The sequence below is a fragment of the Paenibacillus sp. HJGM_3 genome (genome assembly GCF_045062745.1).
Classification (GTDB): domain Bacteria; phylum Bacillota; class Bacilli; order Paenibacillales; family NBRC-103111; genus Paenibacillus_AA.
Genome location: NZ_JBJGED010000029.1, coordinates 57,620 through 80,258 on the forward strand (window position 1 = coordinate 57,620; position 22,639 = coordinate 80,258).

General features: G+C 60.3%; 20 protein-coding genes. 9 read left to right on the forward strand and 11 right to left on the reverse strand.

The window, feature by feature from the left end; genetic code table 11:
• Window positions 1–8: 8 nt before the first annotated feature.
• Together ACI5FR_RS26390 and ACI5FR_RS26395 are read right to left on the reverse strand one after the other, a co-directional pair.
• Window positions 9–1,547: an ABC transporter substrate-binding protein gene (locus tag ACI5FR_RS26390; RefSeq protein ID WP_405460025.1), complete on the reverse strand. Its 1,539-nt coding sequence runs from the start codon at window positions 1,545–1,547 to the stop codon at window positions 9–11.
• Complete coding sequence (locus tag ACI5FR_RS26395) at window positions 1,544–2,140, reverse strand: RNA polymerase sigma factor (protein WP_405460027.1); 597 nt, start codon at window positions 2,138–2,140, stop codon at window positions 1,544–1,546. Before ACI5FR_RS26395 ends, ACI5FR_RS26390 begins: the two co-directional genes overlap by 4 nt.
• Before the next feature lie 146 nt (window positions 2,141–2,286).
• On the opposite strand from ACI5FR_RS26395, the gene ACI5FR_RS26400 reads away from it, so the two are divergent.
• Complete coding sequence (locus ACI5FR_RS26400) at window positions 2,287–3,261, forward strand: MraY family glycosyltransferase (RefSeq protein WP_405460030.1); 975 nt, start codon at window positions 2,287–2,289, stop codon at window positions 3,259–3,261.
• Between the two features lie 367 nt (window positions 3,262–3,628).
• Here the strand turns inward: ACI5FR_RS26400 and ACI5FR_RS26405 are convergent, their stop codons facing one another.
• The 3 genes from ACI5FR_RS26405 to ACI5FR_RS26415 all read right to left on the reverse strand — a co-directional run bounded on the left by ACI5FR_RS26405 (window position 3,629) and on the right by ACI5FR_RS26415 (window position 9,487).
• The gene (locus tag ACI5FR_RS26405; RefSeq protein WP_405460033.1) at window positions 3,629–7,018 is read right to left on the reverse strand and encodes an AAA family ATPase; all 3,390 of its coding nucleotides are present in this window, start codon (window positions 7,016–7,018) and stop codon (window positions 3,629–3,631) included.
• 34 nt (window positions 7,019–7,052) lie between these two features.
• Window positions 7,053–8,351 (reverse strand): metallophosphoesterase family protein, encoded by a 1,299-nt coding sequence (locus ACI5FR_RS26410; protein WP_405460035.1) that lies wholly within the window; start codon window positions 8,349–8,351, stop codon window positions 7,053–7,055.
• Window positions 8,352–8,428: 77 nt separating this feature from the next.
• On the reverse strand, window positions 8,429–9,487 hold the full coding sequence (locus tag ACI5FR_RS26415) for a MerR family transcriptional regulator (protein ID WP_405460037.1): 1,059 nt from the start codon (window positions 9,485–9,487) through the stop codon (window positions 8,429–8,431).
• A gap of 109 nt (window positions 9,488–9,596) precedes the next feature.
• Here ACI5FR_RS26415 and ACI5FR_RS26420 point away from each other — a divergent pair, with 109 nt between their 5' ends.
• Window positions 9,597–10,238, forward strand: coding sequence for an MOSC domain-containing protein (locus ACI5FR_RS26420; protein WP_405460038.1), 642 nt, complete (start codon window positions 9,597–9,599; stop codon window positions 10,236–10,238).
• A gap of 73 nt (window positions 10,239–10,311) precedes the next feature.
• Here the strand turns inward: ACI5FR_RS26420 and ACI5FR_RS26425 are convergent, their stop codons facing one another.
• Window positions 10,312–11,457: a glycosyltransferase family 4 protein gene (locus ACI5FR_RS26425; RefSeq protein ID WP_405460039.1), complete on the reverse strand. Its 1,146-nt coding sequence runs from the start codon at window positions 11,455–11,457 to the stop codon at window positions 10,312–10,314.
• A gap of 95 nt (window positions 11,458–11,552) precedes the next feature.
• Between ACI5FR_RS26425 and ACI5FR_RS26430 the strand changes: the two genes are divergently transcribed.
• Together ACI5FR_RS26430 and ACI5FR_RS26435 are read left to right on the forward strand one after the other, a co-directional pair.
• Window positions 11,553–12,728, forward strand: a complete 1,176-nt coding sequence (locus tag ACI5FR_RS26430; RefSeq protein ID WP_405460042.1) for a GGDEF domain-containing protein — start codon at window positions 11,553–11,555, stop codon at window positions 12,726–12,728.
• Window positions 12,729–12,735: 7 nt separating this feature from the next.
• Window positions 12,736–13,188 carry a GNAT family N-acetyltransferase gene (locus ACI5FR_RS26435; protein WP_405460045.1) on the forward strand — a complete coding sequence of 151 codons (453 nt, stop codon included), beginning with the start codon at window positions 12,736–12,738 and terminating at the stop codon, window positions 13,186–13,188.
• A gap of 8 nt (window positions 13,189–13,196) precedes the next feature.
• Here ACI5FR_RS26435 and ACI5FR_RS26440 read toward each other — a convergent pair whose 3' ends face one another.
• A complete protein-coding gene (locus ACI5FR_RS26440) occupies window positions 13,197–14,042 on the reverse strand; it encodes a helix-turn-helix transcriptional regulator (RefSeq protein ID WP_405460046.1) in 846 nt (281 codons plus the stop codon).
• A 130-nt stretch (window positions 14,043–14,172) separates the two neighbouring features.
• On the opposite strand from ACI5FR_RS26440, the gene ACI5FR_RS26445 reads away from it, so the two are divergent.
• Window positions 14,173–15,183, forward strand: coding sequence for a Gfo/Idh/MocA family protein (locus ACI5FR_RS26445; RefSeq protein WP_405460048.1), 1,011 nt, complete (start codon window positions 14,173–14,175; stop codon window positions 15,181–15,183).
• Between the two features lie 2 nt (window positions 15,184–15,185).
• Window positions 15,186–16,118 (forward strand): aldo/keto reductase, encoded by a 933-nt coding sequence (locus ACI5FR_RS26450; protein ID WP_405460050.1) that lies wholly within the window; start codon window positions 15,186–15,188, stop codon window positions 16,116–16,118.
• A 238-nt stretch (window positions 16,119–16,356) separates the two neighbouring features.
• On the opposite strand, the gene queC is transcribed toward ACI5FR_RS26450, so the two are convergent.
• From queC to ACI5FR_RS26465, 3 genes are read right to left on the reverse strand one after another with little or no spacing between them, the layout of a single operon-like run.
• Window positions 16,357–17,064: a 7-cyano-7-deazaguanine synthase QueC gene (gene queC, locus ACI5FR_RS26455; protein ID WP_405460052.1), complete on the reverse strand. Its 708-nt coding sequence runs from the start codon at window positions 17,062–17,064 to the stop codon at window positions 16,357–16,359.
• Between the two features lie 35 nt (window positions 17,065–17,099).
• Complete coding sequence (locus ACI5FR_RS26460; protein WP_405460054.1) at window positions 17,100–17,501, reverse strand: PIN domain-containing protein; 402 nt, start codon at window positions 17,499–17,501, stop codon at window positions 17,100–17,102.
• A complete protein-coding gene (locus tag ACI5FR_RS26465; protein WP_405460056.1) occupies window positions 17,485–17,748 on the reverse strand; it encodes a ribbon-helix-helix domain-containing protein in 264 nt (87 codons plus the stop codon). Before ACI5FR_RS26465 ends, ACI5FR_RS26460 begins: the two co-directional genes overlap by 17 nt.
• Before the next feature lie 149 nt (window positions 17,749–17,897).
• Here ACI5FR_RS26465 and ACI5FR_RS26470 point away from each other — a divergent pair, with 149 nt between their 5' ends.
• On the forward strand, window positions 17,898–19,346 hold the full coding sequence (locus ACI5FR_RS26470; protein WP_405460058.1) for an RsmB/NOP family class I SAM-dependent RNA methyltransferase: 1,449 nt from the start codon (window positions 17,898–17,900) through the stop codon (window positions 19,344–19,346).
• Window positions 19,347–19,380: 34 nt separating this feature from the next.
• On the opposite strand, the gene ACI5FR_RS26475 is transcribed toward ACI5FR_RS26470, so the two are convergent.
• Window positions 19,381–20,364 carry a C45 family autoproteolytic acyltransferase/hydrolase gene (locus tag ACI5FR_RS26475; protein ID WP_405460060.1) on the reverse strand — a complete coding sequence of 328 codons (984 nt, stop codon included), beginning with the start codon at window positions 20,362–20,364 and terminating at the stop codon, window positions 19,381–19,383.
• Window positions 20,365–20,520: 156 nt separating this feature from the next.
• On the opposite strand from ACI5FR_RS26475, the gene ACI5FR_RS26480 reads away from it, so the two are divergent.
• On the forward strand, window positions 20,521–21,378 hold the full coding sequence (locus ACI5FR_RS26480; RefSeq protein WP_405460062.1) for a creatininase family protein: 858 nt from the start codon (window positions 20,521–20,523) through the stop codon (window positions 21,376–21,378).
• A complete protein-coding gene (locus ACI5FR_RS26485) occupies window positions 21,357–22,577 on the forward strand; it encodes an acyltransferase domain-containing protein (RefSeq protein WP_405460064.1) in 1,221 nt (406 codons plus the stop codon). The genes ACI5FR_RS26480 and ACI5FR_RS26485 overlap by 22 nt, the downstream gene beginning before the upstream one ends.
• Window positions 22,578–22,639: the final 62 nt, after the last annotated feature.

Here is a 22,639-nt window from a genome sequence, read left to right on the forward strand (position 1 = left end):
CCTCCTCTCTACTGGTTCTTGTTCTGCCAATTCGACCGGTCCAGCGCCTCCTGGCCTTTGGACTGGATCGCGTCGATCGTGGCGTTCATGGACTGCGTCCCTTGCGCGAACCGCTTCAGCTCGCCATTCACGATTCCATTCAGCTCTTGCGCGAATGCCGCAGGCAGAGTGGAGGGCCCGAGGAGAGCGGACATTTTCGGTTTGAGCGCGGTGAACGCCTCCATCCGCACGTCCTCCGGCTTCGTCTGAACCCGCTGTAACGAGCTCGGCGTTGAGCTGCCGAAAGCGGCAGCCGTATTTTTCCTCGCGATCGGTTCGCTGTGGATGAGCTTGATCAGCTCCCACGCGTCTCTAGGGTTCGAGGATTTCGCACTCACGACATACACCCCATCGACCCGATAGGACGAACCGTCTTCCGGATGCTGCGGATCAACCGGCTCCGTCACGAGGTCCCAGGTGAAATTGGCCAAGTTGAACCTCTTCTTCGCCTCCTGCAAGTCCCGAACCGTCATTTCATTCGCCAGCAGCATCGCCGCGTTCCCTAAGAAAAATTCGTTGCGCTTGTACCACTCTATATTGTTGCTGGACAACCCCGCCAAACTTTGCTGGGTCTGGTTCAGCCACCCCCGCGACAGTCCGTCGCCGATCGTCGCCCAGATATCTCGGAAAGCAGGAGCATTCGCGAGCAGCGTCTTGCCCTCCGCATCGACCAACTGAATCCGCTTGGTCAGAGCGATCTGTTGGGCCAAATTGTAAGCATCGTTGAAAGTGGGAACGAAGCCGTATACCCGCTGGTCGGATCTCGCATCGGCCGGGAACCGAGCCGCGAGCCGCAGGACATCGTCCCAGCTCATATGATCGGTCGGCAGCGGCACTCCGTAGCGGTCGAATAAATCTTTGTTGTAGTAGATCGCCTGCGAGTACATCGTCGGATACAGCCCGTACAGCTTGCCGCCCCCGGCCTCGCGCAGCAGGTCGATCACCCCCGGCCGGAAAGCCGCCAAGTCATAGCGTTCCTTCTGAATGAATGTCTCGAGCGGATACAGCTTGCCGTCGGCCGCCATCTCCTTGTAGATCGACAAGGGCACGTACAGCACGTCAAGCTGTTCCTTTTCCATCAAGTCATAATACGCTTTCTTCAGATCGGACTGCTGGGACAGGCCCAGGCTCATCGTTTCCACGGCGGCGATCTGCATGTTCGGATACTTGATCAGGAACGCATTGCCGTATTGCCTCATAAAGGTGTCCCGGTGAAACGTTAATAGTTTGAGCGTACGCTCCGTAGTCGTATCGATCGTCTCCGTCAGGACGGGCTCCTCTTGCTTCAGCCAGCGCAACAGCGGCTCCCGCTGCACGAACAGCAACGCGAAGACTGCGATTGCCGCCAGAGCGGCGAACCACAAGCGAGGCCTTCTTCCGTGCGATTGTTCTTCCATCGCGATTCGCGCCTCCACTTTACGTCTTAACGAGCCCGGAATCCCGTTCGGATGAAGGGGGAAGCTCCGCAGCTCTTTTTCCCAATTCCTTGTGCCTCTCGCACGGTTCATCGGCTGTTCCTCCCTCCCGGATCCGTCGTGCCCGGTCTTGAACCGGCCAACCCCTCGATGTCCGCATTCTTCATAGCCAGATGGACTTTTTGGCGGGCGCGGTGGAGCCTGGACTTGATCGTGCTAAGCGGCAGCTGCAGCAGATCCGCGATCTCCGGCATCGACAGCTGATGGTGGGCATGCAGCACGAGCACTTCGCGCAATTTATCCGGAAGGTCGAGCACCGTTTTCCAAATTTCTCCATGATCCATACGGCTGATCACTTCTTTTTCCGGAGATGGCACCGTTTCTCTTCTCACAACCGCTGCCACCAGCAGCACTTTGCGCTTCCAGGCCGATTTCCAATGGTCCTTGACGACGTTCCTCGTAATCGTGAGCAGCCACGTTTTGACCGACGACTCTCCGCGATAGGAATACAGATTCCGATACACTTTCACAAACACGTCCTGGAACACGTCATCCGCTATGTCGAACCGTTCGGTCAGGAAGAAGGCATAGTTCCATACATCCCGTCCGAACGCGGTCATGAGGTCCTGCAGAACCGCATCCTTGTCCGTCGTGTCGGATAACGCGCTTAAATATTCGAAGCCCACGTGGTTCACCTCAGCTTATTAGACGACGCTGCTCCCAATTCGTTCCATCGTACCGGGAAAATTCTAGCAAAATGCTCTACCAATCGACAAGGATTGGATTTACGCTTATACTAGATTTGGAAAACTATCATACCAAGGCTGGAGATGTGATTCCGATTTTATACGCCCTTTCCTTTTTAGTGTCGTTTCTCATCGTCTATTTCTTGATTCCTCCGCTTGCGAAGCTTGCGTTCCGCCTCGATTTCGTGGACAAGCCCAGACAAGGCGTGGAACGTAAAATACACCGCGCGCCCATTCCTCTGACCGCCAGCTATGCGATCTACGCGGGATTCGGGGCGGCCTACTTGCTCTTCACCGGCGCCTTCACTTGGCAAACGGCGGCGATTCTGGCCGGGGGCCTGCTGCTGCTCGTGATCGGGACGATTGACGATTGGTACAAAACGCAGGGGCGGGACTTCCCCGCCCTGCCCAAAATGATCGTGCAAGTGTCGGCCGCCGTACTCGTCTACGCTTCCGGCATTACGTTCGAAGGGTTTTACAATCCGCTCAGCGGCGAGTTCGTCGGTCTGCCGGTCGTGCTGGAGTTCCTGCTCACGATCCTGTGGATTTTCGGGGTTACTACGGTGATTAACTTCTCCGACGGGATGGACGGCTTGGCCGGCGGGTTGTCGGCGATCTCCGCGGTGACGCTGTTCGTCGTGGCGCTGGCGAAGGGTCAAGGCAATTCGGCGATCATGGCGATCATCCTGGTCGGCGTGGCGGTGGCTTACCTGCGCTACAACAAGCCTCCGGCCAAAATCTTCATGGGCGACGCCGGCGCGACGTTCCTCGGCTTCATCCTCGCGGTGATCGCGCTGGACGGGGCATTCAAGCAAGCGACCGTACTATCGCTGTTCATCCCGATCCTGGCGCTCGGCGTACCGATCTTCGACAATTTGTTCGTCGTGGCGAGAAGGTTCATGCAGGGCAAGCCGATCTACCAAGCCGACGCGAGCCAAGCGCACTACCGGCTGCTGCGGATGGGACTGAACCCGAAGCAGGTCGTCGCCGTGCTCTGCCTCGTGAGCGTGTGCTTCAGTTTGTCTTCGATCATTCTGCTGCTGCTGCAGGATAAGTTTTAGGGGTTGTGATGGGGAAGGTCGCGTAGGCGGCCTTTTTTTTGTTGGGTTGGTGCGCTGGGAGTTGGGGGACGGGCGCCACTCCTGAACCCGAGTGCGTGCGATCGTCAGCGGTAGTGATGGGGTGGGGGGAGTTGTTAGCCAAAGTTTACAATTTGTAAGGCCAAGATTACTCTTTTCCGTCGATTTCTCGGGAATCGAGCATTTAGTAAACCCATCTTTCGCTAATAGCAAGGCGCGCCTTATTATTAAGCCAAGATGGGTTTACTATAAGGGGAAATTGAGGGGAAGCGGCTGATACTTGTATATCCCGGTTTACTATCTGTAAAGTTTGATTAACTACGGTCTGCGAGCCAGGATACGTTGTTGGCTATACGTCGACCACTTGCAGGTCTTGAATTTCTTCCCGGGCCGCTTCCACAATGTGCGGATGACACGTGAAGTACAGTACTTGGTGCTCAGCCGAGACGTCCTTCATGAGGCGGAACACTTGCCGAAGCCGCCGAGGGTCGAAATTGACGAACACATCGTCCATGATGAGCGGCAGCGCGGCGGTCTCCCGGTAGGCGGAAGCGAAGGCGAGCCGCATCGCCAGGTATAGCTGCTCCGCCGTTCCACGGCTGAGGGAGGAAGAATCCAGCGTGCGTCCGTTCCGGTCGGACACGTATAGCCGCTTCTCCCCCATCGGGGCCGTGACCCGGGTATACGCTCCCCCCGTCACCCGCTCGAAGTAGGAGGAAGCGAGCTGCAGCACTTCCGGCTGCCGCTCGGTCTCGTAGCGCTCGCGTGCGGTGCGGAACAGTGCGGATGCCAACGCCAGCGTGGCCCAGCGCCGCGCCTGGCGCTGCACCTCGGCCGCGGACGATTGAACGCGAAGCAGGCGGTCGGCGTGCTCCTCGCCGGACTCCAGCTTTTCCATCTCGCCCAGCAGCCTGCCCCTACGGTCATGCAGCCGCTTTATCTCCTCTTCCAGCTGCTTCGCGGCAGATTCGTGTCGGTTGGATTCTTCTTCCAGCAGGTCGGACACCCCTGTCTGCAGCGTCTGTCCGGCCTCCTCCAGCCGTGTATTCCCGACAATTGCGGTTAAGATCGAGCGGTGCTCGCGCTGTTCGATCAGCAGCGCATCCCGCTCCTCCTGCTGCTTCACGTGCAGCAGGAATTGGTCCAGCGTCTCCGCCTGCGCCTGGCGCCACAGCTCGGCAATCCGCGATGCCTCGCGGTCGCGATCGTGGGCGGCGACACTAATGTCGCTCTCGAGTGCGGTCCATTCCCGCTCCGCCTGTTGGCGGCGCTGCTCCAGCAAGCGCTCTTCGTCGGCGGCGGCTTGCAGCTGCTTCAGCGACAGCAGCCAGTCGGATTGCGGCTGCAAGGGCGTATGCCCCAGCTGGTCATGCAACTGTGTCGCTTGCTCCTCGAAAGTCTGCATCGAGGACTGTAAATTAGCCTCCTGGTGGACGGCCAGTGCGAGCCGTTTGTGCAGCTCCGTGCCCTGCTCGATTGCACGGAACACTTCCTCGGCACCTTCCGGCGACAGTCCGGCCGGCAGGCCAAGCTGCTCCAACCAGCGGTCTCCTTCCTCGTCGACCACAGCGAGTTGATCCTCCGCCGCCTGCCATCGCGAATAGGCGGCCTCTCTCTGCTTCTTCTCGCTCTCCCACGTGCCACGGGCCTCCTCGCAAGATTGTTCGAGGTGGGCGAGCTCCTGCGCGGCGGTGAGCCATAGATCGGCTTCCCGCTCCAGCTGCTCGAGCCCCTCTTCGTCCAAGGTGGAAGACGCGTCGGGGTGGAACCCGTGCTGCGGAGCGTGAGCGTTACCTGGCGCCGACGGCGCGGTTGCGGCAGCCTCCCGCAGCCCCGCTGCCGCGGGGGCGGCCAGCAGCGCGGCGAGCCGCCGGCCGAGCCGGCCGCTCAGCTCCGCGCCGGCGCGCTCGAGCTGCTGCCGCTCGTGCGCGGCGGCAGCGGCGGCTTGCGCGGCCGCGCCGGAGGCGGCCGCTTCGCGGCGAGCGCGCGCGGCGGCGTAGCCCGCCGCCAGCGCCAGCGCCGCGAGGCCGCCGGCGGCGAGCGCCCGCGCGTCCGCCGCCCACAGCGCGGCAGGCGCCGTCGCGGCCAGCGCCGCGAGCCCCCACGCGGCGGCGCGCCAGGCGCCCGCGCCCGCGAGCGGCGCTCGCCCGCGGCGCGACGCGGGGCGCGACCGCTCGGCGCTGCGGCCCGGGCGCTCGGCGCCGCCAGGCGCGCTCGCGAGGGCGCGACCGCCGCTCGGCGCGTCGGCACCGCCGCCGCCAAGCGCGGGCTCGGCGCCGAGCCGCCGCCAGGCGTCGCGCAGCCGCGCCCACTCGGCGTGCTCGCGGCGCAGCTGCTGCAGCTGGTAGCGCAGCTCCGCCGCCGGCTGCTCGCGCCACGCCGCGAAGCGCCGCTCCGCCTCCTCGCGCTTCCGCGCGAGGCGGGCGTCCAGCGCCACCTGCTCGCGATGCGCAGCCGCTTCCCGGCGATCCGCCGCATCCAGCTCCGCCTGCAGCACCTCCCGCCTTCGGAGAAGCTGCAGGCGCTCGGCGGACCAGCCGCGCAACCGCTCCTTGGCCGCGACCGTGACCAGCACGGCGACAAGTCTCGCCGTGTCCCAGTCCGGCCCGAGCTGGGCGAGCTGCCGGGCGAATTGCTGCTCCAGCTGCTCCCGCTCCGCTCGGAGACGACTAACGGCAGCTTGCTGATCGCGATAGACGCCGGCCCGCTCCAGCAGCTCGTCCAGCAGCGGCTTCGCCTCCAAAAGCGCGCTATCCACCTGCAGATCCTCCCGAAGCTCGCGCTCCAGCTCCAGGCGTCGAGCCTCGAGCTTGCCGAGCAGGCCGACGCGCAGCTCCAGCTCGGAGGCCGCCCGCTCGTACCGGCTCCCCGCCTCTACAGGAAACGACTCCCGCTCCGGCAGCTCCGCCAGCCGCTCGCCAATGCGCTCCAGCCGGCGGAACGGCTCCTCGGCCTGAAGCAGCCGACGCGTCCACGCGGCAGCCTCCCGCGCAAGGCGCAGCTCCTCTTCGATCGCGGCCAGCCTCGCGTTCACCTCCGACAGCTCGTCGGCCAACCGGTTGTAGCCGGCGAGCTGCTCCCGGCTGCGCCGCAAGCCGGCCTCTTCATCCTCCCAGGCGCGGATCGCGTGCGCCAGCTCCTGGTTCTTGCCCCGCGGCCGGTACAGCCGCTCGGCTTCCTGGGCGAGCCGCCGCTCCACCGCGAGGACGGAACGGCCGCTCGTGCCCCAACCGGCGCTGTACAAGTAGCCGGACAGCTCGTCCGCCTGCAGCGTGCCGAGCTCCTGCAGCTCGGTCAGGCTGAACGCAAACAGGCTGCGGAACAGGTCGGCCGACAAGCCGCCCAGCAGCTCGTTCAGCCACGCCTCCGCCGCACCGGAGACGGCAAGGGCGCCGTCCTCCGGGCCGAGAAGGCGGACGCTCCCGGACGAAGCGCCGGACCGGCCGCGTCCGCCTTCGGCGCTGCCCGTGAAGCGGCGCTCGATGCGCACGGCCCTGCCCTGGCCGTCCGTCAGCGTCAACGCGCCGCCGTGCGCCCCGCCATGAAGCGGCTCGTGCCGCTCGGCTGCGCCGCTGCGCCCCGGCAAGCCGAACAGCATGGCGCGAAGAAAAGCCAGCAGCGTACTTTTGCCCGCTTCATTCGGCCCGTAGAAAAGCGTCATCGGCCCCTTCAGCTCATAACCCGCCGCATTCAATTTACCGAATCCCTCTATGTAAATCTCTCGCACTTCCGTCTTCATAAAGCTTTCCTCACTTCCGCCGAACTGTGCTTCCTCACGCGTCCCATCCCTCTTCCTCGGCGAGCAAGCCGAGGGCGAGCTGCTCGGCGGCGCGGAGCCAGTCGGCCCGCTCGTCCGCCAGCAGCTCGGCGAGCAGCCGCCCGGCCTTCGGATGGGCGAGCAGCGGCTCCAGCGACCGGGCGCAAAACGCCTCCAGCTCCCGCCCGTCCGCGAGGAGCCCGTCGGCGCTGCGCAGCAGGTCGCTCAAAAATCCGTCCTGCGCGAGTAGCAGCTCGCGGTCGAGCGCGAGGCCCGTCTGCAGCTGGACGGATTCGAGCCACGTCCATCCGGCCGCCGCATCGAGCTCGGCCCGGCGCGACGCCTCTTCCCGCAGCTCGCCCACCAGCTCCTGCAGCGAACTGCCGCTCTGAAGCACCCTGTGCAACGGCCCCCGGCCGACCAGCTGAAGACGGACGACAGCAGGTCGACCGTCCGCCAGAACCGCTGCCGAATCCAGTACGCGCTCCATCTCATCGCGCAGCTCTTGCTCGCTCGTCAACCCGTCTATGGAGACGGGTTCGACAATCCAGCGTACGGCGTCCGTCGGACGGAAGCTCAGGGACGTCGTCCCCGAATCCGATACGTCGACGACATAGCACCCTTTGGGCCCGGTCTCGCGAATGCTCCTGCCCTGAATGTTGCCGGGATACACGACCCAGGGCTCCGAGCGGAGCGTACGCCGGCTATGGATGTGCCCGAGCGCCCAATAATCGAGCCCGCTCCCGGTCAACTGCTGAAGCGTGCACGGCGCGTAATTGTCGTGTCCGGCATCGCCGTCGACATTCCCATGCAGCAGGCCGATCTGGTACTGACCCCCATTCGAGCCCCGCGTATAGCGGGCCGCGAGATTGTCCCGCACCGAGGCGTTCGGATAGGACATGCCCTGGATGCCGGCCAGCGCCCGTCCGTGCCGGTCTACCGCCTCGATCAGCTCCGGTGCGACCGAGGAGAAAAAATGAACCGAATCCGGCCAAGTGAGCCTTGCCTTCCTCCCGTCGTCCGGGTCGTGGTTGCCGTGAACGACGTAGAGCGGGATGCCCCTCTCCGCCAGACGCTCGGCCCCTTGCTGAAACCGCAGCTGCGCCCTTAAGGACCGGTCCGCGCCATCGTAGATGTCGCCGGCCAACACGACGAAATCGACCCGCTCCTCGATCGCAGTGGTCACTAAGTTCCGGAACGCCTGGAAGGTCGATTCCCGAATAACCTCCCGAATCGGCTCCGGCAGGGAGGACAACCCCTTGAACGGGCTGTCCAGATGCAAATCGGCCGCATGAAGAAATCGAAAAGCCCGCATGAAGTTCCCCCTCCCCGATCCCTTGTCCTTTTCCCCTTCATTGTATATCGCTTCGGCGATACGCACAAGCGTTCGCCTCAGGATCGCTTCACCGCCACGATGAGCTGCAGCAGCTCGTCGCCGAAAGCCTGCGCATAGGCGACATACCCATTCCCACGGAACCAGTCCAGTACGGCCGACTGGTACGCATATGTCCGGCTCTCCGCGGCACGCAACCGCGCCTCATCCCCTCGCCTCCGCCAGCGGTCGACGCACTCCGCACGGTGGCTTTCATCCCGGAATATAATGTCCGCGATGCACACTCTCCCATGGGGACGGAGGACGCGCGACATTTCTTGCAGCGCCAGCGGCCGCTGCTCGTCATTCAAGTGCTGCAGCGCGAAGCTGGAGACGACCCAATCGAAGGCAGCGTCAAAATAAGGCACCGCCATCATATTGCCCAGCTTCGTCTCGACAGCGGGATACTTCGCCTTGCAACGCTTCAGCATTTCCCCCGATTGGTCGACCGCGCACACATGAGCCCCTTTCGTCACCAGCCGACCCGCCAAATTGCCTGTCCCCGCCCCAAGGTCGAGTCCTCGTTCTCCAGGAGCCGCCTGAATCGCCGTCACTACATCTCCCAATACTTCCTCATACTGCTCCCCGCTTACCGGGTACCCTTCCTTGGAGAACAGCCGCTCATCGAACTTATCGGCCAAGCGATCGAAGTTCCAGCGGTCCGTCCATGTCCCGCGCGCCGCCTTCAATCGTTTCTCCCGCTCCGCCAATTGGATCAGGTCATCCAGGTCAAGCCCATCTCCCCGGCTGGATTGCTCCAGGAGTGCGTCCAGCCCGCTCAGCAGCTGTTTCAGCTCTGTCCACCTCTGGAACAGGCAGCTCCGCTGTGTATTCAAATAAGCCGCAATTTCATCCGCCGCCCCTTCGTCCAGCTCCTCCAGCAGCCGTTTGATCTCCTCAACCGGAATGTCGAGCTCGCGCAAAGCCCCGATCGTCTGCAGTCTCCATGCATCCGCCTCCGTATAGGACCGGTATTGGTTGAACGGTTGCCTATGCGGCTTAAGCAGTCCTTTTTCCTCATAAAATCGGATCGCCCTAGGCGTCATATTCAACCGATCCGCTATTTGCTGAATCGTCATCAAGCCGCATCCCTCCGGCTTTTATTATAAACGTTGACGCGAAGGGAAGGTATATAGGAAACTGGTGTATAATGGCTTCAGAATACAAAGACAACCAGGGAGGCTCGGGATGACGATCCAAATCGTTTCCATGCAGGTAGGCAAGCCTCAAGTCATGGCGTACAAGTCGGAGCGCATCATGACGGGCATTTTCAAAACGAAAGTAACTACCCCCGCACTGGACTTGACCTTAACCGGGTTCATCGGGGACGGGCAGGCGGATCTGAAGCACCATGGCGGTCCGGATAAAGCGATCTGTGTGTACGCGGAAGAACATTACCCACATTGGGAGCAGGAGCTCGGCGTTCTGCTGCCCTGCGGCGCATTCGGGGAAAATTTGACGATACGGGGACTGACGGAAGAAGAAGTATGTATCGGCGACGTGTTCGCCATCGGCGAGGTTCGGCTGCAAGTATCTCAGCCCCGGCAGCCCTGCCATAAGCTGGCCAAGCGCCACAACCGTCCGGATCTCGTTCTGCTCGTGCAGCAGACCGGATTTACCGGCTTTTACTTCCGGGTGCTCGAGCCCGGCCTGTTCGACAGCCGCCTCCCCTTCACGCTGGTGGAACGACATCCAGCCGGGATGACCGTCTCTCAAGCGAACCGGATCTATTACAGCAAAGGGGATCTCGTCGGCATCCGCACCCTTCACGCCATTCCGGAGCTGTCTGCCAGCTGGAAAGCCACTTTGGAGTCGAGGCTCGAAGTATGAGCCCGGCCGAGTAACCAAAAGGGCAAGCGCCGCCAAAGCGACTCTCGCCCTCTCCGTTTGTCGTGCCGCCTTCTTAAGACTCGCTTGCCAGCTGCTGAAATCCTTTCGACTCGTACACTTCCTTCAGTTGGCCGATAACCCGCTGCAGCGAGTACGTCTGTTTGGCCTTCATCCAGCCGGAGCGCGCCAGCTGGTACCGGTAAGTCGGATCGGCCATCACGAGCTCGAGCGCTTCGCTCAGCCGAATGGGATCGTTCGGCGGGACGAGCAACCCGTTGCGGCCATGCTCGATCTGTTCGGCGATCCCGCCGACGTCCGTCCCGACGAGCGCCAGGCAGCATAACGCTGCCTCCGCGAATACGGATCCGAATGCTTCCGCCCGGGAAGGGAGGACGAAGATGTCGAAGAACGGCATGAACTCCTCCGGGTGCAGCATATACCCATAGAAAATAATTTCCTCGTATATATTCAAATCGATCGCCATCTGCTCGAGCTCTTCCCGGATCGGACCGTCTCCGATCAAGTGAAGGACGAACGGCAGTCCCCGGCGCTTCAGCTCGGCGCAAGCCTGGAGCAGCGTGTCGATCCCTTTGGCCGGAACGAGCCGGCAGACGGTGATCAGCTGCGGGACGGCGTTCTCATGGGAGATCGGCCGGAACCGGCGTTCGTCGAAGCCGTTCGGGATAACCTTGATCCGTTCGCTATGCTTCATATAGGCGCCTACATAGCTTTTGAACGACCGCGATACGGTCAAGATCCCGTCCAGCTTATGCTCCAGCTCGCCGTACAGGGAGGTGAGGAAACGGTGCTCTGGCCCTCCCTCTGCGATTTTCCCGTTCAAGATCAACTCGCGCTCATAGCTGGAATGGATGGTCATCAAAACCGGAGTTTCCGGGAACAGCTGCTTCATCACCAGCGCCGCGATCGGATGATGGGCGTGGATGAGGTCGTAGCTTTTGCGGACGCGCATCCGGGTCCACCAGACGTAGTCTTTGAACGTTTGGATGTATTTGTCCACGATGGCGTTGCCGGCGAACGGCGTCCAATCGAAAGTGTCGAATTGGACCGGCTCCGTGCCCTTGGTCCGCACCCGCTTCGGAATGGAGAACAACTCCATCTCCCAGCCTATCTCTACGAAATGCTCGCAAATGTAAGGCACCATCGAGGAAACCCCGCCCGGCTGCTCCGGAGGGAAAAACAAAGCTTGCAAGATGTTCATGTGCATCGCTCCCGTTCTCGTAGTCTGCGCTGTGCGATCGGAATCTGCTATAATACGAATACAGTCCAGTCCAAACCAACGCCGGAGGCATGCTCTTGAACTTATCGGAACTGTTCGTAGGAACGTATGCGCAGGTCTACTCCTTATCCTGCATGCTGTTGATTCTCGTCATGATGTTCATGATGTCGTTAAGGCTGCTGTGGGATCGCAAACGAAAAGCTTACATGACGCTAACGGTCTCCCTCGTCGTCATCATGGTGCAGCATGTGCTGCTGATCGTGCTGGCGGTCCATCGGGAGCCTGCCGTTTCCTGGATCGGCTCGGCCGAGCAGCTGCTCAAGGTCGTGTCCTTCCTTATGCTCAACCGCGCTATTTATCAATTATATAATTCCACGAGAGCACGCGATACCCTTTATTTTTATTCGCTGCTGCTCGTCACTTTGCTCTTCGCCGCCGGGCAATTTCAGATTCCGAACTGGCTCGAGGGCACCGAGAAGCAAATCCGGCTGCTGCAGCATTTGGGGCTCGAGATTTATCTGTTCGTGCTCATTCTGCTGAGCCTGCTCATCTTGCCCCCGCGGATCGGTCAGGCGGTCAAGTTCCAGGCGGCGACGATCGCCTATTTGCTCTGTCATATCGCTTCGATTGTGAATCGCTATCTGATGGACGAGCCGCTCCTCTTTTTTAATCTGGTCGAATATTACGTGCCGCTCTTCTATTACTTTATTTTGTTCCTGTTCCTGTTCGACCGAATTGTCGAGCTCATGCACACGATCTACCGTTCTTCCATTACGGACGGCTTGACCGGTCTCTACAACCGCAAATTCCTCATCAAACGGATCTCCCAGTATACGGCGCGCGAGCTGCCGGTGTCCGTGCTGTTCTTCGATATCGACAATTTCAAAAAGCTGAACGACACCCGAGGCCACCAAGCCGGGGACGACGCCCTGAGACGCGTGGCCCAAGTGCTGCTAGAGGAGACGGAACAGATCGGCATCGTAGGCCGGTACGGCGGTGAAGAGATGGTCGTGCTCCTTACCGATTCGAAGGTGAAGGCCGGCGATCTGGCCGAGCATCTCCGGCAGCGGATCGAACAATCGGTCGGGGTGACGGTCAGTGTCGGCTACAGCAAGTTCCGCGGAGGCCAGACGACGGAGGATCTGCTGCGCGAGGCGGATACGGCGATGTACTCGGCCAAGACGACGGGCAAGAACAAAGTGGTGAAATATACGAAAAGCTTGACTAAAAATCAAAAAGGGTTGGAGGCATGATCTTTAGATGAACGATGTGGTTATTAGAGCCGTTAACAAGGAAGATATTCCTCAGCTTTTAGAGTTAATGATCGAATACATTGTAGATTTTTATCAAAAACCGAAACCAGCTGAAGAATCTCTCAACGGTTTGATCGAACATTTATTAGATTACCCTTCAAGCGGGATGCAATTTTGTGCGGAAAAGAATGGAAAGCTTCTCGGCTTTGCGACTTTGTATTTTACATTTAGCACCCTTCAAGTCAAACGGGCAGCCATACTAAACGATTTGTACGTTTCGTCCGAAGCCAGGGGACAAAAATTGGGCGAGAAATTGTTTCAGGCTTGCTTAGGCTTCATAAGAGAGAACCATTTTGCTTATATGACGTGGGAAACGGCGAAGGACAATATTGTGGCCCAGTCTTTGTATAAGAAAATGGGCGGTCATCAATCCCAATGGGTAACCTATGAGATTAGTTAGAAGGATAATCATCCCAACCGGTTCCAGAACAACGTCCGGAATTCGAGCGGGGTCATCCCCTCATGCTCTTGGAATTTGCGGTGGAAATAACTGATCGTGGCATACCCCGCCTGCTCCGCAACCCGGCTGACCGGCCAATCGGCTTTCTCCAGCAGCAGCTGCTTCGCCATCTGCATGCGGCATGTCGTCATGAAGGTCGAGGGCGTCATTTGGGTCGCTTTTTTGAACAGCTTGCAAAAATAGTACGGGCTCACTTGCGCCTCCGCTGCCCACTCCTCCAGGATGAACGGCTCGGCCGCCCGGCGGCGCATCAACGGCAGTATCTGATGGATGCGCTCCAGCGCCTCCGCACTCTTGCTCGCCGTGAGCGGGATCGATTGGTTGATGAACTCCGCCAGCACCCAGTAGACCAAGCCCGACAATCGCGTGACATGCGTAAAGTTGTGCGCCAGGCACTCCTGCATCAGCTCCTCGTGCGCCTCCTCCCAAGGCTTCACCTGCTTCAGCGTCCATAGCGGCGATACGTGAAACCCCCTCTCCGTCAGGAAGGCATGCAGCTCTGGTCCGTAGAAGTGAACCCACCGCACGCTCCACGGCTCCTCCCGGCTGCTGTAATATTTTTGCTCCCGGTTCGGATAGTAGAGGAACGCGTCCCCCCGCTGAAGCGTATGCACCTTCCCCCCGTACTCCAAAAAACCTTTGCCGCTCATGATGACGTGAATGCTATACGTTTGCCAAGTCCCTTCCGGCCGCTCCACCACATGATCCGGCTCCTCCCAATACCAGCCCACCGATTCCGGCAGCATCAAGTAGGGATGTCCGCTCCACGTCGGCAGCATCACATGCTGTCTCATTCACCCAACTCCAATGACAATATCGTGTTATCCAGACCAATAAAGTATTATTTTCATTTTAATATCGACAATCTATAATGGCAATATAGTCCTATCACAATACCAAATAATAAGAAGAGGTGAACCACGCTTGACACAAGAGAAGAAGCTCCGCTGGGGTATCGTCGGCTGCGCCGGCATCGCGATTCGGTCCGTTATTCCGGGTATTCAGAAATCGCTTACAGGCGAAGTCGCCGCGATCGCGAGCCGCGATGAGGAGAAATCGAAGGCAACGGCCGAGAAGCTTGGCATACCGGTCGCGTACGGCAGCTATGAAGCACTGCTTGCCGACGACTCGATCGATGCCGTCTACATTCCGCTGCCGAATCATTTGCACAAGGAATGGACCATCCGCGCCGCCGAGGCGGGCAAGCATGTGTTGTGCGAGAAGCCTTTCGCTCTGACTGCGGGCGAGGCCGAAGAGATGGTCGAGGCGGCTGCCAAAGCCGGCGTCCATCTGGCCGAAGCGTTCATGTACCGGCATCATCCCCGGTATGACCGGATCCGCGAGATTCTTGCATCTGGTGAGATCGGCACGATTCGCGGCATCCACGGGACATTCACGTTCAATTCCTCGGGCGCCTCGGAGAACGTGCGGTTCCACAAACAATGGGGCGGCGGCGCCCTGTACGACATCGGCGTCTACCCGATCTCGGCGGCGCGCTTCATCCTGGGCCGGGAGCCGGAAGCCGCCACGGTGCAGGCCATGTTCTCTCCGCGTCACGGCGACGTCGACATGATGGCCTCCGGCTTGGTGGAGTTCCCGGACAGCGTCGGGCTGACGTTCGACTGTGCGATGTGGGCTGCCTTCCGCAACACGCTGGAGATTCTCGGTACGGACGGCCGTATTTACTTGCCTTCCGCTTACATCCAACCGCCGGACCAGCCTTCCGTGTTCCAAGTGTTCACGAAAGACGGGCAGCGCGAGGAAACGCTGGAACCGGTCAATCATTACTCTTTGCAAGCGGACGATTTTGCCCGCACGGCCTGGGGCGAACAGCCAGCCCGCTTCGAGCCCGTCGATGCGGTTCACAATATGAGAATTTTGGACGCCTGCCTGCTGTCGGCTGAACAGCGGATTCGCGTCTCGATGGAGGGATAATCGTGAAATCATTCGCCATACCAGGGGTGAAGCTTCCGGTCACCCAGCTTATTATGGGCACGGACTACTACTCGCCCGACATTCAGGATCGCGTGAACGAGCTGCTCGACGCTTACGTCGGTATCGGCGGGAACACGCTCGATACCGGGCACATCTACGGCGGCGGCAAGAGCGAGCGCGCCATCGGCAATTGGATGGCCGCCCGCGGCAACCGCAGCGACATTCTCGTGCTCACGAAGGGCGCGCATCATAATGCAGCCGGTCCCCGCGTGAACAAGGCGGCGATCGATCAAGACTTGAGCGAGAGCCTCGAGCGGCTGCAGACGGACTACATCGACCTGTACGCGCTGCATCGGGACGACCCGGCCGTCGAGGTCGGCCCGATCGTAGAGGCGCTGAATGCGCACATCGAGGCCGGCCGGGTCCGCGCGATCGGCGGCTCGAACTGGAGCCATCAGCGGCTGCAGGAGGCGAACGACTACGCGGCGAAGCACGGCCTCGTCGGGTTCACCTTCAGCAGCCCGAACTTGAGCTTGGCCAAGGCGAAGGAGCCGTTCTGGGCCGGCTGCATCTCGGCGGATGCCGAGACTTGCGCCTGGCACGAGAAGACGCAGCTGCCGCTCTTGTCCTGGTCCTCGCAGGCGCGCGGCTTCTTCACCGGCCGGTTCACACCGGAAGACCGCTCGAACGCGGACCTCGTTCGCGTCTTCTACAGCGATGCCAACTGGGAGCGGTACCGCCGGGCGGAGCAGCTTGGCAAAGAGAAGGGCTTGACAACGATCCAGATCGCGCTCGCCTACGTGCTGAACCAGCCGTTCCCTTCGGCGGCCTTGATCGGCCCGCAGAACCAGCAGGAGATGGACTCGTGCCGGGAGGGCGCCTCCGTCCGGCTGACGCCGGAAGAGATGGCTTGGCTCGACTTGTCGGCCGAGTAATCGCTGCTGGCGGCCACCTGTATCTGCAGTTGGCTGCCAGCCGCAAAACAAATCCCCCAACCGCAAGCCTGTCTTGCCGGTTGGGGGATTTCCTTTTGTTTTGGGGGCCCGCGGGCGCCAGATAGTCGGCGGAACCGACTAATTCGGCGCGTGACCTGTGCGCTTGGCGGGAGTTAAGTGGTTTTTCACGCTAACTCCGGCCGCTCCCCGCCCGCCGCTGCGTCAACAAATTGACGGCTCAGCGCCCGACGTAGGGGATCGGATCCGTCAGACCCGCTTCGGCAAAGCCCTTGAGCCGCAGCCGGCAGCTGTCGCAATCGCCGCAAGCTTCGGCTTGTCCATTGTAGCAGGACGTTGTCAACTGGTACGGCACGCCCAATCGAGTCCCCTCCCGGATAATCTCCGCTTTGGACATTGAGATGAGGGGGGTCTCGATGGTGATGCCCCGCCCCTCCACGCCAACCTTGGTCGCGAGGGCGATCACTTCCTCGACCTTGGCGATAAACTCCGGCCGGCAGTCGGGATACCCGCTATAATCCAACGCGTTCACGCCTATATAGATCGCCTCCGCCCCCGTCACCTCGGCGAAAGAAGTCGCGATGGACAAAAACAGCAGGTTTCGTCCCGGCACATAGGTAACGGGAATGTCGCTTCCTGACTCCTCGTCGCCGCTTTTCGCCCCTTCATGGGCTTTCGGCACCGCGATGGAATCATCGGTCAGCGCACTCCCGCCGAACTCCCGCAAAAACCCAAGCTGCACGACCCGGTGCCGATGCTGGACCCTGTAATACTCCGCTACTTGACGGGCGTTATCCAGCTCGATCCGATGGCGCTGACCATAGTCGAACGTAATCGGATACAGCTCGTACCCCGCTTCCCTTGCAATTCCCATACACGTGGTGCTGTCGAGCCCCCCGCTTAAGATCACGACTGCTTTTGGACTCATCATAACCATCCCCTACTGGATGAACTAACTTCAAATTACTGCAATGGATTTTCGAACGTAACCCCTTCAATTACTTGTCCGGTCGGTCCGTCCTCAGATAAAATTACCGGAATCCGGTTCGTCAGAGCCACAGCCCAAATCTGTGCATCCCAAAAACTCATTCGATGCTCCTGAACAGCCCTAACGGCATGCTCCACTTCCTGGGTGTGTACAGGAACAATCGTAAGCAGCTGGCTGTAGATGGAGATAACACGCTGCAGCCACTGCAGATCACATCCCTTTCTAATCATAACGGAGGAAAATTCAGACAAATTCTGGGTGGATAAGCAAGCTTGATTGCGGTATTCATGTAAGACGTGAATGGCGCGGGTCTGCTTGACTTTATCTCCGGAGTCCCAAGCATATACTAAAATTTTCGTGTCAATTAGAACGCTCATGAGGGCCTCCGTATTTCTCAGTCCGCTCGGCATATTGCTCGTCTCTGTTCCATTTCAGATCCATGGGCGGAGCTTTTTTCATCTCGCTTAGCAGTTCCTCCCACAGCTCATCCTTCTTGACGGATTCCGTAATGTATTGCTCCAGACCTTCGCGGATCACTTCGGATTGCGGCACTCCTCTTTGTCTCGAAATTTCGTTCAAGCGACGGTTCATCTCTTCGGAAAGGTAGATTTGCTTCCGGATCATAAACATCACCTTCCATAAGTAATGTATACATTATACATATACATCAAATTCACGTCAAGGCTCAGCAGTCCGATCCGACTTTGTGCCACCAGGAGGCTGCGGTATAATGAAAGCACAAGAGCTCGTTATTGGAAAGGATACAGCCCCTTATGCCCTCTTCTCATAATCCCGACACCGTTACAATAAAACTGCCCGAGGCTTTCGTGACGCGGATGAGCGCTCAGCTGGGCGACGAGATCAATGAATTCCTGCACAGCTATGAAGCTCCTAGGACACAAGGCATGCGTCTCAATCCGCTGAAAATGCAGCCTCCTCAAAAGGAGCATCCCGTCTTCGGGGAACTGGAACGCCGATTCGGGCTGGAGCCGGTACCTTGGTGCCCGACAGGTTACTACTATAAAGACGACGCTCGGCCGGGCAAACTTCCTTATCACAGCGCAGGCGTGTATTACATGCAAGAGCCTTCGGCGATGTCCTCGGCGGAGCTCCTCGCTCCGGTGCCCGGCGACATCGTGTTGGACTTGGCTGCCGCTCCCGGGGGCAAATCGACCCAGCTGGCCGGCATGCTTCAGGGACAAGGCTTGCTCCTCGCGAATGAAATTCATCCGGCCCGCGCGAAAATCTTGAGTGAGAACATCGAGCGGTCCGGCATCCGCAATGCGGTCGTGACGAGCTCTACCCCGGATCAATTGGCTGCCCGGTTCCCCTCGTTCTTCGATAAAATCATGCTGGATACCCCCTGCTCGGGCGAAGGCATGTTCCGCAAAGACGAAGAAGCGCGCGGCGAATGGTCCCCGGAGCATGTCGAGATGTGCGCGACCCGGCAGCTCGATATTCTGGATTCGGCCGCGGTCATGCTGAAGCCGGGCGGCCTGCTCGCCTATTCCACGTGTACGTTCAACCGCGAGGAAAATGAAGACGTGCTCGAGGCGTTCACCTCGAAGCATCCGGACTATGCCGTCCTGCGGACGGAGCGCATATGGCCGCACCGGCAGCGCGGCGAGGGGCACTTCGTCGCGCTGCTGCACAGGCAGGGCGACACCGCTGCAGCGGGCGCATCGCTCAGCGCGAGCGGACGCAGCCGCGACCGCGAGACGCCGGCGCCCAAGCGCCGTGGCGGCACCGACGCGGGCGAGGCTGCTGCAGCGGCCGCCATGCGCGAGACGCGCGCGTTCCTTGCGCAGGCGCTGCCCGGCCTGGCGCTCGGCCCGGGCGAGCCGGTGCTGTTCGGCGAGCAGCTGTATTGGCTGCCGCACGCCGAAGGCTGTCCGTTCCGCGCGGCCGCGCTTGACGGGCTCCGCGTGCTCCGGCCCGGCCTTCACCTCGCCGCGGTCAAGAAGGGCCGGGTCGAACCGGCCCACGCATTGGCGCTCGCCTGCGCGCCGCAGGACGTACCCGCGCAGGCACGCGCGAACTACCGCGCAGACGACGCCACCGTCGCGGCGTACTTGCGCGGAGAGGCGCTGCCTGCGGCAGACGGGCTCGCCGGCGGCTGGTGCGTCGTCGCCGTCGACGGCTTCCCGCTCGGCTGGGGCAAGGCGAGCGATGGCCAGATCAAAAACCACTACCCCAAAGGCCTCCGCTGGATGGGGCACTAAGGCTTGGCAACGCCAACCGCTGAAACGCATCCACCTAAAACGTCAGCACAAAGTCCTCATACCCGTGAACATCCGGGTACCCATCCGCGATCTTCATCATCAACTGTCTGGGGTAGGCGATGTAGCTGATCTGGGTGCTCTTGCGTCGGATCGGGCAAGCCCCGTCCGCATACCCCAGGACGCGCTCCAGGGACTGAGCCGATAACGCTCCATCGGTGCGCTCGGCAAGAAGCGCAGCCACCTGGCCAAACCGCTGCACCGGCTCGTCCTTCGGCTGCGCCAACTCCCTAAGCTCCGGGTGAGTAAACGTATTGCTGCAATAAGCAGCCCCATCGACCGGCCCGAGAACTCGGCTGGCTTGCGGAGCTTTCTCGATCACGCAGGTGTTGCCGCTGCGGTCGTTCAGGACAATATTGTCCCCGACTCGGATCGTAGGCGTCGCCACGATTCGCTCGACCGCTTCCGCCGTGGTGGAACACGACTGCAGCACCTGGCGGCGCAGAAACGAGACAGGCAGCCCATCATAATGCTTCGGCACATCTTTCAAAAACACGACCGAATGGCCCAAAGCCAATCCATGAGCGTTCAGACCGCCCAAAGGGGACACCGTCCCGGCGCACGCAATTTGATAAAAAGGGAGCCCTCGATCCGGCAGGACTCGGAATACCGCTAGAAAGCAAAAGCCCGGGTAGTCCAAATTTTTGCCTAGCAACGGGCCGTCCGCCGAATGCGAAAACGAGACCGTTGTACAATAGTGGAAGTACTTCAAATTCACATACAACAGCCGTCCATAATCCACTTGAGCCCCATCGGCAATTCCATTCAACTCCTCTACGAACTCCGGCGCATGCCGCTCGATGTAAGCGAGAGACTGATACAGCTCCGCACTTCGTTCCACCACCGCTCGGTCATAGTCCCGCGTTTCGTATTTCACTAACCCGTCGATCAACGCTCTCAGTTGCACCCCATGCTGATAGCCGATCTCGTAGGGCGTCCCGCCGACGTGTACAAGAATCATTCCCCGACTCCCCTTCCCGTCCATCCCGCTTGAGCCAAAACTTATACCCTACATCCTACCATATCCATTCAACCTGTGCCCTCCAACTTGCAGGGATTTCCCCAAACACGTGGAATGTGTATGATATTCCACCAGACGCTCAAGGAGGTTCTCTCTATGCTATGGGAGCAGTTAAGCGCCCCCGCGTTCAAGCGCGCCCGTGAACAAGCCGCAGGCGTGTGCATCCTGCCCTTCGGGGTGATGGAGTCGCACGGGCCGCATATGCCGATCGGCACCGATATGATCGTCGCCCGCACCATTGCGGCGGAGGCCGCCAAGCGGGAGCCGGCGGTCGTCTTCCCCGACTACTACATCGGACAGCTGGCCGGCGCCCAGCATATTCCCGGCAACATATGCGTCAAGCACGATGTCCTGCTCAGTACGCTCGACGAAGTGTGCCGGGAGATCGGACGCAACGGCTTTACGAAGATCGTCATTCTGAATGCGCACGGCGGGAATCCGTTCCTGATCAAATATTTCATCCAGAGCACCCAACAGCATCCGCGGGACTATGTCGTCTACTCCGTCGACATTCAGCATGAGTTCATGCCGGCGATCCGACAGCTCCTCGCCTCGGCGGACGACGAACTGACCGAGACGGATCGCCAAGTGATGGCCGACTTGATCGCCTCCGGCTACGATACCGACCACGCGGGATTCCTCGAGACCGCGCTCATGCTAGGGATCCATCCGGAGCTCGTCGACATGGAGCGGATCCACGACGAGGACTTCCGCGACCAGAAGCGCTTGTCCGCCCTCGGCCGCGAAGGCATCTATACGGCGGTCGGGTGGTACGCCGGATTCCCCAACAATTACGCCGGCAATCCGACCGGCGCCAGCGAGCGGATCGGGCGCGGCATGCTGCGCTACCTCATCGACTGCATGGCCCGCAAGCTGCAGGTAATCAAGCAAGACACCCATGCCGTTACTTTGCAAAAGGAGTATTACTCAAGATGGCAACCGAACCAATACTAGCAACCGTTGCGGAAGCACTGGAGCTGCCCGCGGTTCCCGACAGCTGGTCCGTCCACTGGGAAGCGGCAACCGCCTCTTACCCCGGCGCAGGCACAATCGAATTTCTTCAGCCCGGTTTCATCCGGTCTGCCGGCGCCTACGCTCGTTTGCCTCAGGACAAGCTGGACTGTATCGTGCAAACGGCCGACCTGATCGTAAATGACGAGAACTGGGCCCGGTTGGCCTGGTTGTGGCACTACATCTTGTTCGTCGCGCGTGTCAAGGGCGAACCCGTCGGGGCATGGCCAATGCCGGCGAATCGCGGTCCTCTGGCCGCGGGCTTATTCCCGGCCGTCGTCCTGTTGTCCGGCACTCCGAGGCTGCAGGCCCTTCATGCCGAACGAGGCATCCCGGAAGCGATCGTAGCCGACACGATGTGGGACGTGAACAACAGCATGAACATTTTCGAGCGGCGCAACGGAAGGCCGGGAATGGGCATGAGATATATGGGCTGGCTCATGAACCATTACCGTGCCGAGCTGTATCGGCTAGGCCGGCTGCAGTTCGGTATCCGCATGTTCGGTCAGCACGTGCATGTGTATCGCCATACGGGGGACGGCCGGATCACCGCTCTCTCTGCCCCGGGCCTGATCTATAGACGCGACGGACTGATCGACGGAACGAACAATCGGTTCGACCTTGACCACCGATGGACCGCCATCCTGCAGGAGCACGATGGGCGCATTACGGGCCACCCGATCTCAGAGGACGGATACGCTTCCCGAGAGACCGTCACCCTCGATCTTGCCGAATGGCAGTGCATCCTCACGCCGGGCGACCCTGTCTATGATGTGCATATCCCAGCGGACGGCCGGCTGACAGCGGACTTGTATGAAGCTTCGTACGTGCAAGCAAGCCCGTTCTACAGCACGCACTACCCGGAATTGAAGTTCAAGGCGTACGTTTGCTCCTCGTGGCTGCTGGATCCTCAGCTGCGAACGCTGCTTCCGCGTTCGGCCAATATTGTGCAATTTCAATCCCAGTTCCATCTGTATCCGATCGGAGGCGGGGATGACAGCTTCTACAATTTTTTGTTCGACTGCAACGTATGCCCCGTCGAGCAGCTTCCGGAGCAGTCGTCGATGCAAAGGACGGTCAAGGATTATATGTTGAGAGGCGGCCAGATGCGAGCGATGGGCGGCTTCAAGCTGTTGCCCTAATCCAAGCGCGAGTGGCCTCACGAATAACAACAGGACCCGCCGGCAGCCCAATGCCTCCGGGT

Coding starts and splice junctions, on each gene's coding strand:
- ACI5FR_RS26480 (WP_405460062.1), top strand. CDS start 20,521: ATGCTATGGGAGCAGTTAAGCGCCCCCGCGTTCAAGCGCGCCCGTGAA.
- ACI5FR_RS26405 (WP_405460033.1), bottom strand. CDS start 7,018: ATGAAGACGGAAGTGCGAGAGATTTACATAGAGGGATTCGGTAAATTG.
- ACI5FR_RS26465 (WP_405460056.1), bottom strand. CDS start 17,748: ATGATCCGGAAGCAAATCTACCTTTCCGAAGAGATGAACCGTCGCTTG.
- ACI5FR_RS26440 (WP_405460046.1), bottom strand. CDS start 14,042: ATGAGACAGCATGTGATGCTGCCGACGTGGAGCGGACATCCCTACTTG.
- ACI5FR_RS26425 (WP_405460039.1), bottom strand. CDS start 11,457: ATGAACATCTTGCAAGCTTTGTTTTTCCCTCCGGAGCAGCCGGGCGGG.
- ACI5FR_RS26460 (WP_405460054.1), bottom strand. CDS start 17,501: ATGAGCGTTCTAATTGACACGAAAATTTTAGTATATGCTTGGGACTCC.
- ACI5FR_RS26420 (WP_405460038.1), top strand. CDS start 9,597: ATGACGATCCAAATCGTTTCCATGCAGGTAGGCAAGCCTCAAGTCATG.
- ACI5FR_RS26435 (WP_405460045.1), top strand. CDS start 12,736: ATGAACGATGTGGTTATTAGAGCCGTTAACAAGGAAGATATTCCTCAG.
- ACI5FR_RS26410 (WP_405460035.1), bottom strand. CDS start 8,351: ATGCGGGCTTTTCGATTTCTTCATGCGGCCGATTTGCATCTGGACAGC.
- ACI5FR_RS26475 (WP_405460060.1), bottom strand. CDS start 20,364: ATGATTCTTGTACACGTCGGCGGGACGCCCTACGAGATCGGCTATCAG.
- ACI5FR_RS26415 (WP_405460037.1), bottom strand. CDS start 9,487: ATGACGATTCAGCAAATAGCGGATCGGTTGAATATGACGCCTAGGGCG.
- ACI5FR_RS26390 (WP_405460025.1), bottom strand. CDS start 1,547: ATGAACCGTGCGAGAGGCACAAGGAATTGGGAAAAAGAGCTGCGGAGC.
- queC (WP_405460052.1), bottom strand. CDS start 17,064: ATGAGTCCAAAAGCAGTCGTGATCTTAAGCGGGGGGCTCGACAGCACC.
- ACI5FR_RS26485 (WP_405460064.1), top strand. CDS start 21,357: ATGGCAACCGAACCAATACTAGCAACCGTTGCGGAAGCACTGGAGCTG.
- ACI5FR_RS26470 (WP_405460058.1), top strand. CDS start 17,898: ATGCCCTCTTCTCATAATCCCGACACCGTTACAATAAAACTGCCCGAG.